This is a genomic window from Intrasporangium sp., assembly GCF_051961875.1.
Lineage (GTDB): Bacteria > Actinomycetota > Actinomycetes > Actinomycetales > Dermatophilaceae > Intrasporangium_A.
Genome location: NZ_JBQCCV010000135.1, coordinates 1 through 8,035 on the forward strand (window position 1 = coordinate 1; position 8,035 = coordinate 8,035).

General features: G+C 70.3%; 5 protein-coding genes. 1 reads left to right on the forward strand and 4 read right to left on the reverse strand.

Annotated elements, in window-relative coordinates; translation table 11 throughout:
* Positions 1 to 89: 89 nt before the first annotated feature.
* From ACTHJJ_RS08125 to ACTHJJ_RS08140, 4 genes are all read right to left on the reverse strand, one after another.
* Positions 90 to 1,166 (reverse strand): enolase C-terminal domain-like protein, encoded by a 1,077-nt coding sequence (locus tag ACTHJJ_RS08125; RefSeq protein WP_440302435.1) that lies wholly within the window; start codon positions 1,164 to 1,166, stop codon positions 90 to 92.
* A 155-nt stretch (positions 1,167 to 1,321) separates the two neighbouring features.
* Positions 1,322 to 3,112 carry a thiamine pyrophosphate-requiring protein gene (locus ACTHJJ_RS08130; RefSeq protein WP_440302436.1) on the reverse strand — a complete coding sequence of 597 codons (1,791 nt, stop codon included), beginning with the start codon at positions 3,110 to 3,112 and terminating at the stop codon, positions 1,322 to 1,324.
* Between the two features lie 20 nt (positions 3,113 to 3,132).
* Positions 3,133 to 5,499 carry a GMC family oxidoreductase gene (locus ACTHJJ_RS08135; RefSeq protein WP_440302437.1) on the reverse strand — a complete coding sequence of 789 codons (2,367 nt, stop codon included), beginning with the start codon at positions 5,497 to 5,499 and terminating at the stop codon, positions 3,133 to 3,135.
* Between the two features lies 1 nt (position 5,500).
* Positions 5,501 to 5,959 (reverse strand): hypothetical protein, encoded by a 459-nt coding sequence (locus tag ACTHJJ_RS08140; protein ID WP_440302438.1) that lies wholly within the window; start codon positions 5,957 to 5,959, stop codon positions 5,501 to 5,503.
* 371 nt (positions 5,960 to 6,330) lie between these two features.
* On the opposite strand from ACTHJJ_RS08140, the gene ACTHJJ_RS08145 reads away from it, so the two are divergent.
* Positions 6,331 to 7,980 carry an FAD-binding dehydrogenase gene (locus ACTHJJ_RS08145; protein WP_440302439.1) on the forward strand — a complete coding sequence of 550 codons (1,650 nt, stop codon included), beginning with the start codon at positions 6,331 to 6,333 and terminating at the stop codon, positions 7,978 to 7,980.
* Positions 7,981 to 8,035 lie beyond the last annotated feature (55 nt).

The following is an 8,035-nucleotide window of genomic DNA, read 5'->3' on the forward strand; positions in this document are numbered from 1 at the left end:
AAAAAAATATTTTTAACATTTTTTATTTTTTGTGGGTGGCCCGGTTTCCCCCCGTTAATCCCTCAACCCGAGATGCAACAGCGGGGGAGTCAGCCGCGGGGGGAGGCCTCGTACTGGGCGGCCACGTCCTCCTTCAAGGTGAGGCCGTTGCCGGGCCTGGACGGGTCGGGCGTGATCGTGCCGCCCGTCGGATCGAGGGTGCCGTCGAAGAGCATGTCCTCGATCCGGACGTGGTCGTGGAACCACTCGAGGTGGCGCAGGTTCGGCGTCGCTGCCGCGACCGGGGCGTGCAGGTGGGGGGCGCAGTGCCCAGAGACCTGCAGGCCGTGGCCCGCCGCGACGCCGACGGCCTGCAGCCACCCGGTGTAGCCGCCGGCCCGGGTGGCGTCGACCTGGAGGCAGTCCACGGCGCCGGCAGTGCACATCCGCTGGAAATAGCCCACGTCGCTGCCGTACTCGCCGGCGGCGACGTCGGCGTCGATCATGCCCCTGACGAGGGCGAGGCCGTTCAGGTCCTCGGACGAGACCGGCTCCTCGAACCACGTCACCCGAGCATCGGCGACGTCGCGCATGAGCCGGACCGCCTGCTTGGCGGTGTAGCCGCCGTTGGCGTCGACGAACAGTTCGGTGTCGTCGCCGATCACCTTCCGCACCAAGCGGATCCGATGCATGTCTCGGTCCATCCCGCTCCCCCACGACTCGGCGATCTTGATCTTCACGCGAGGGATTCGCTGGTCGATCGCCCAGTGGGTCATCTGCTCGGTCGTCCGCTCGTCATCGTAGGTCGTGAAGCCGCCGCTGCCGTAGACGGGCACGTCGTCCCGGACCCGGCCGAAGAGGTCCGCGAGCGAGAGCCCGAGGAGCCGCGCCTTGAGGTCCCACAGGGCGGTGTCGACTGCTCCGACGGCATAGCCGACGACGCCGGGGCGGCTGTCGTTGCGGCCGGCCCGCACCATCTCACCCCATGTCCCGGGGACCGACATGGCGTCCGTCCCCACGACGAGCGAGCTGAACAGTCCGGTGATGATGTCGGCGCAGGCCGACGGGCCATAGGTCCAGCCCAGCCCGGTCGTATCACCTGACCGGGCCGTGACCAGGACCATCGTCGTCTTGTCCCAGGCGATCGTGCCGTCCGCCTCCGGCGCATCCGTCGGGATGGTGAACACCCGGCAGTCGACGTGCTCGACCCGGGCCCCGGAGACGTCCGAGGGGCACTCTCGATTGGAAATGTGGAACTCTCGATGGGGATTCGTCGACTCTCGATCGTTGGGATCGTGCTCTCGATCGGGTGGAGTGGACTTTCGACGAAAGAGGCGGGGCATCAGGAGCCCTTGTGAGGCAGGAACTCCTGCGCCTTCGTCCTGACGCCCTCCTTGATGACCTCCCACCGGTCCGCGTCGCCCTTGAGCAGGGCCTCGGCGGTGTCCTTGGCCTCCTGGAAGCTGGCGTGCGGCGGGATCGGCGGCACGCTCGGGTCGGTGTGGACGTCGAGCACCGTGGGCCGGTCGGCGGCGAGCGCCGAGTCCCAGGCGGACCCGATCCGGTCGGGGTCGGTGATCGTCATCGAGGCGAAGCCGAGGGTCTCGGCGAACGCGGCGAAGTCCACGTCGGGCAGGTGCTGCGACGGCAGGAACTGCGGCGCGCCGCCCATCGCCCGCATCTCCCAGGTCACCTGGTTGAGGTCGTTGTTGTGCAGGATCGCGACGATGAGCCGCGGGTCGGCCCACTGCTGCCAGTAGTGCTTGACGGTGATGAGCTCGGCCATGCCGTTCATCTGCATCGCGCCGTCGCCGGCGAACACGATGGCCGGCCGGTCGGGGTGGGCGAACTTGGCGCCGATGCCGTACGGCACACCGGGCCCCATCGTCGCGAGCGTCCCGGAGAGGCTGCCCCGGACGCCCTCGGTGAAGCGCAGCTGCCGGGCGTACCAGTTGGCCGAGCTGCCGGAGTCGGCGGAGATCATCGCGTTTTCGGGCAGGCGCTGGGACAGCTCGTGGAAGAGGCGCATCGGGTTGACGGGATCGGCGTCGACCATCGCCTCCTTCTCCATCGTCTCCCACCACCGGGCGACGTTGTCCTCGATCGTCTGCCGCCACGACCGGTCGGTCTTCTGCTGGAGGTTCGGCAGGAGCGCCCGCAGCGCGGACGCGGCGTCGGCGACGATGTTGAGCTCCGTCGGGTAGCGCATCCCGATGAAGCGGCCGTCGATGTCGATCTGGATCCCGCGCGCCTGGCCGTACTCGGGGAGGAACTGGCTGTAGGGGAAGTTCGACCCGACGATGAGGAGCGTGTCGCAGTCCATCATCATGTCGTAGCTCGGGCGCGTCCCGAGCAGCCCGATCGAGCCGGTCACGAACGGGACGGTGTCCGGCACCGAGTCCTTGCCGAGGAGCGGCTTGGCGATGCCGGCGCCGAGTCGCTCGGCGACCTCGAGCAACGGGCCGCGGGCTCCGCGGGCCCCCTGGCCCGCGAGGATGGCGACCTTCTCGCCCTCGTTGAGGATCGCCGCCGCACGCTGTATGGCGCTGTCGTCCGCGAGCACCTCCGGCCACTGGGTGCCCAGCGAGGACGGAACCATCTTGAAGCTGTGGCTCGGCGCGGTGTACTCGAGCTCGAAGACGTCGCTGTGGATGATCACAGCCGTGGGGCACCGCTCCGCCTGGGCGATGCGGATGGCGCGGTCGATGACGTTCGGGATCTGCTCGGGGACCGTCACGGTCACGACATACGGGCTGGCGACGTCCTTGAAGAGCGTCTGGAGGTCCACCTCCTGCTGGTACGAGCCGCCCATCCCGGAGCGGGCAGTCTGGCCGACGATCGCCACGACGGGCACGTGGTCGAGCTTCGCGTCATACAGGCCGTTGAGCAGGTGGATCGCGCCCGGCCCGGACGTCGCGGTGCAGATGCCCACCTTCCCGGAGAACTTGGCGTAGCCGACCGCCTCGAAGGCGGCCATCTCCTCGTGCCGGGCCTGGACGAAGACCGGGTCGTCGTCGGCCCGGCCCCACGCGGCGAGCAGGCCGTTGATGCCGTCCCCGGGGAAGCCGAAGACGCGATCGACTCCCCACTCCCGCAGGCGGGCCAGGATCCGGTCGGCGACTGTCTCGGACATGAGACTTCCTCCTTTTCGGCTCACTCCGTGGTGCGCCGCTTGGTGATGAGCCGGTCCGCCGCACGGGCGGCGACCGACATGATGGTCAGGGCGGGGTTCGCGGACCCCTGGGTCGGCAGGACGCTGCCGTCGGTGATGAGCAGGTTGGGCACGGCGAAGGACCGGCAGTCGGCGTCGACGACACCCTCGGTCTCGTCGCGACCCATCCGAGCGCCGCCGACCAGGTGGGCGAACCGGCGGAACGTCGTGACGTGCTCGGCGCCGGCGGCGAGGAGGATGTCCTCCATCGTCTGCTGGGCCCGGTCCATGAGCTTGCGGTCGTTGTCGCACTGGCTGTACTCGAAGCGGGCGACGGGCATGCCGCGGCGGTCCTTCTGGTCGGCCAGGGTGACACGGTTGTCGGGCAGCGGCAGGAACTCGCACAGCGCGCCGAGGCAGGCCCAGTGCACGTAGTCGCTCATCAGCTCGCGCAGCTCCTGCCCCCAGATCTGCTGGCCGGCGAAGTGCTCGGACCAGGTGATCGGCAGGGGCGAGACGCCCTGGATCGAGAAGCCGCGCTTGCTCCCGGACCTCGGGTCGGTCTCGTAGAACGCTTCCGTCGAGATCTCGGGCGGAGGCGCCTTGTACATGCGCACCTCATGAGGGAAGCGGCCACCGGTCTGCGGGGCGCCCTGCACCATGAGATAGCGCCCGACGAGGTCGTGGTCATTGCAGAGCCCGTCGGGGAACCGCCGCGAGGTCGAGTTCAGCAGGAGCCGCGGGGTCTCGATCGAGTAGCCCGCGACGATGACATGGGCGGCCCGCTGGAAGTGCTGGACACCCCGGCGGACGTAGTGCACCCCGGTCGCCTCACCGGTCCGCTCGTCGACCTCGACCCGCGTCACCATCGAGTCCGCCCGGATCTCCGCGCCGTGGGCGAGCGCGTCCGGGACGTGCGTGATGAGGGGCGACGCCTTCGCGCCCACCTTGCAGCCCTGCAGGCAGAAGCCTCGGTAGATGCAGTGCTGGCGGTGCCCGAACCGGCCGTTCGTGATGGCGACCGGCCCGACCCGGGTCTCGATGCCGAGGGCGTCGCAGCCCTTGCGGAAGAGGATGCCGTTGCCGGACATGGGGTGGGGCGAGTGCGGGTAGCTGTGGGGGTCGCCCCAGGGCCAGTCCTCGCCGGAGACGGGCAGCTCGCCCTCGATGAGCTCGTAGTAGGGCCGGAGGTCCTCATAGCTGAGGGGCCAGTCCTGCCCCACGCCGTCGACCGTCTGCGTCATGAAGTCGCTCGGGTGGAACCTCGGGGTGTAGCCCGCGAAGTGGACCATCGAGCCACCGACCCCACGGCCGGAGTTGTTCGAGCCGAGGGGCACCGGGTCGGCGCCGCCGATGACGCGCGGCTCCGTCCAGTAGAGGTGGTGCGACCCGGCTTCGTCGGAGACCCAGTCGCGGTCGGGATCCCAGAACGGGCCCGCGTCCAGCCCGACGACGGCCCAGCCGGCCCGCGCGAGCCGCTGGGCCATGGTGGCGCCGCCCGCGCCACAGCCGACGATCACGGCGTCGACGACGTCATCGTCGTCGAAGCGTCGCATGTTGTGCCGGAGGTCCTCGTTGACCCTCCGATGTCCCGCGGGCAGGAGCCAGGCCGACTCGTTGCGGGCACGCACCGCGTCGGCCGACCCGTCCTTGATGAAGCTCGCCGAAGCAGGGGGCGGCAGTGGGCCGTCGGTTCGGTGCTCCACCGGCCCCGTGCGCATGTGCCGCTCCGCGACCGGGACGGCGGAGGGGCGGGAATCTGGCACCTCGAACGGCTCGCGCCGGTCGATGCCGAGGTCCTTGTAGCCGCGGGGATAGGCGGGCCCGGGCCAGCCGAGCTCGTTCCAGGCCCACGGGTGCGAGTAGAACGCGGCGCACGCGTAGCGCGACCACAGCGACCAGACCCGGTCGGCCGCCATCCCGTGCCACTGCTTGCTGCCGAGGTCGAGCATGGCCTGCAGCAGGGCGGCCCGCTCGTCACGCTTGCAGAGGGCGAAGCCGTGCCCGTGCCGCTCCTGGGCGTCGTCGTCGAGGCCCTTGAGGCTGGCCGACCATGCCTTCTCGTCCGGGGGCAGGTCCTCGTAGTGCCAGCCGTCCGTCGTGAGCTCCGCGAGCCGCTGGTCGATCATCTCGAAGACGGGGACTCTCGGCTCCTCATGCTGGTCGACGATGAGGTCGAGCAGGGGCCGCGCCGCTGCCTCTTCCTCGGGGGAGAAGTACCTCAGCGGGGGCTTCGGCCCGAGCCGCTCGAGCACGACTCCGGCCGTCACCGGGTCCCAGGCGTCCGCCTCGTGGAGGGAGTCGAACCCGGGGAACCGGGGTGCGAAGCCGCTTGGCGTCCTGCCTTCGTAGGGGACCTGTCCCCGCATCTCAGATCCGCCGCCGCAGGATCGAGGCGAGCAGACCCATCCCACCGACCATCGTCATGAGCAGGGGGGCGAGGAGGGGCGGGCCCATCTCGAGGTTGTAGCGGGCGTTGTGCCAGCCCCCCGGCTTCTGGGCAACCCCCCGCGCGTGCAGGTAGGTGCCCTGCAGCCCGTTGGCCACAATCGCCGCCGAGGCGAGCGGGAGCACCGTGTGCGACGCGCGGGGGCTGACCATCCCCGCCACACCGGCCGCCGCGCCGAGCGGGCCGAGCGCGATCGGCGCCCACATCCAGCGGTTCCCGAAACTGGCCTTGTCGTGCTCGAAGTAGATCTCGGCGGCTGTGACGATGGAGCCGAGCCCCGTCAGGATTGACAGCGACCTACCGAACTCACCGTGCCGGATGTCGTGCACAACTTCTGCGACGACGCCCTCGTCTGCCTGGCCCCTCTTCTTGCTGCCCATGCCAAGGGCACTACCCATGCGCCCCAGGAGCATGAGCCGGCACCCCGATTCCGAGCGCACTCACAGGAAACATCGAGGGTCGGAGGCCGATGTTTTGGGAATCACGCATGGACTGGTTCGCGCCCCGGCGGGTGATGGTGGGGCTGGTCCGCCCGGCTGGCGCTCTGCTGCTCGTGGCCGGCGCGGCATCCTCATGCCGGTCGAGCGGCCCCCGGTCGTCGCGCCCCTCGGATACGTGCACGGCGTGGGCGCGGCGCCGGGTTGGCACCCCAGGGGGGAATGGGTGGGCCGACGGCGCCGGGATGACGCCGGAAGCGGGCTGGGCGGCATACCGTAGCGACGGACAGCACCACGGACAAAGGACAGGTGCCATGCAGACCGACGTCGTCGTCGTGGGGGCCGGCCTCGCCGGCCTCGTCGCCGCCACCGAGCTCGCAGAGGCGGGCAAGCGGGTCGTGCTCGTGGAGCAGGAGGGCGAGCAGTCGCTGGGCGGGCAGGCGTTCTGGAGCTTCGGCGGGCTCTTCCTCGTCGACAGTCCTGAGCAGCGGCGCATGGGCATCCGGGACTCGCTCGAGCTCGCGAGGCAGGACTGGATGGGCAGCGCCCAGTTCGACCGTCCTGAGGACTACTGGCCGCGGCTCTGGGCGGAGGCCTACCTCGAGTTCGCGGCCGGCGAGAAGCGGGCGTGGCTGCACGACCTGGGACACCGGCTCTTCCCCGTCGTCGGCTGGGCCGAGCGGGGGGACGGGCGGGCCGGCGGCCACGGCAACTCGGTGCCGCGCTTCCACATCACGTGGGGCACGGGCCCGGGGATCGTCGAGCCGTTCGAGCGGCGGGTCCGGGAGGCGGCGCTCGCCGGCCGGTTGACGTTCGCGTTCCGGCACCGGGTCGACGAGCTCGTCATGACCGGCGGCGTCGTGAGGGGCGTGCGCGGCGCCGTCCTCGGCCCGGACCAGGCCGAGCGTGGACGGCCGACGAACCGCGACGTCGTCGGCGACTTCGAGATCGAGGCTCAGGCGGTCGTCGTCACGTCCGGCGGCATCGGCGGCAACCACGACCTCGTCCGCGCGAACTGGCCCGAACGCCTCGGCAGTCCACCCGAGCACATGGTCGCCGGAGTGCCGGCGCACGTCGATGGGCGGATGCTCAAGATCACGGCGGGAGCGGGAGGGCGGGTGATCAACCCCGACCGGATGTGGCACTACACCGAGGGCATCGTCAACTGGGACCCGGTGTGGGAGAACCACGGCATCCGGATCCTCCCTGGGCCCTCGTCGATCTGGCTCGACGCACGGGGACGCCGGCTGCCCCCGCCGCTCTTCCCCGGCTTCGACACGCTCGGGACGCTCAAGCACCTGCGGCAGACCGGCCATGACTACTCCTGGTTCGTGCTGACCCAGAAGATCATCGAGAAGGAGTTCGCGCTCTCCGGGTCGGAACAGAACCCGGACCTGACCGGCCGCGACATCCGGGCGGTCCTCGGGCGCGTCCGGCCCGGAGCCCCAGGCCCGGTCGAGGCGTTCAAGCGGCATGGGGTCGACTTCATCGTCGCCGACACACTGCACGAGCTCGTCCACCGGATGAACCTCCTGACCGGCGAGCCCCTGCTCGACGAGGCGGAGGTGCGCCGGACCATCGAGGAGCGAGACCGCCAGCTGGACAACCGGTTCGGCAAGGACGCGCAGGTCACGGCCCTGCGCGGCGCTCGAAACTATCGAGGCGACAAGCTGATCCGCGTCGCAGCGCCCCATCGGATCCTCGATCCGGCAGCCGGCCCACTCATCGCCGTCCGCCTGCACATCCTGACCCGCAAGACCCTCGGCGGCCTCGAGACGGACCTGTCGGCAAGGGTGCTCGGCCACGACGAGCAGCCCATCCCGGGCCTGTACGCGGCCGGTGAGGTGGCCGGCTTCGGCGGCGGCGGGATGCACGGCTACAACTCCCTTGAAGGGACCTTCCTCGGGGGCTGCCTCTTCAGTGGCCGGACGGCCGGCCGAGCCGTGGCCACCGCCCTCGCCTGACCCGCCCCTCCCCAATCGAGAGTGCACAATTCCCGATCGAGAGTGCAGTTCTCTC

What these genes read in the sequence shown, in the direction of transcription:
- ACTHJJ_RS08145 (WP_440302439.1), top strand. Translation starts at nt 6,331, where the DNA reads ATGCAGACCGACGTCGTCGTCGTGGGGGCCGGCCTCGCCGGCCTCGTC.
- ACTHJJ_RS08130 (WP_440302436.1), bottom strand. Translation starts at nt 3,112, where the DNA reads ATGTCCGAGACAGTCGCCGACCGGATCCTGGCCCGCCTGCGGGAGTGG.
- ACTHJJ_RS08140 (WP_440302438.1), bottom strand. Translation starts at nt 5,959, where the DNA reads ATGGGCAGCAAGAAGAGGGGCCAGGCAGACGAGGGCGTCGTCGCAGAA.
- ACTHJJ_RS08135 (WP_440302437.1), bottom strand. Translation starts at nt 5,499, where the DNA reads ATGCGGGGACAGGTCCCCTACGAAGGCAGGACGCCAAGCGGCTTCGCA.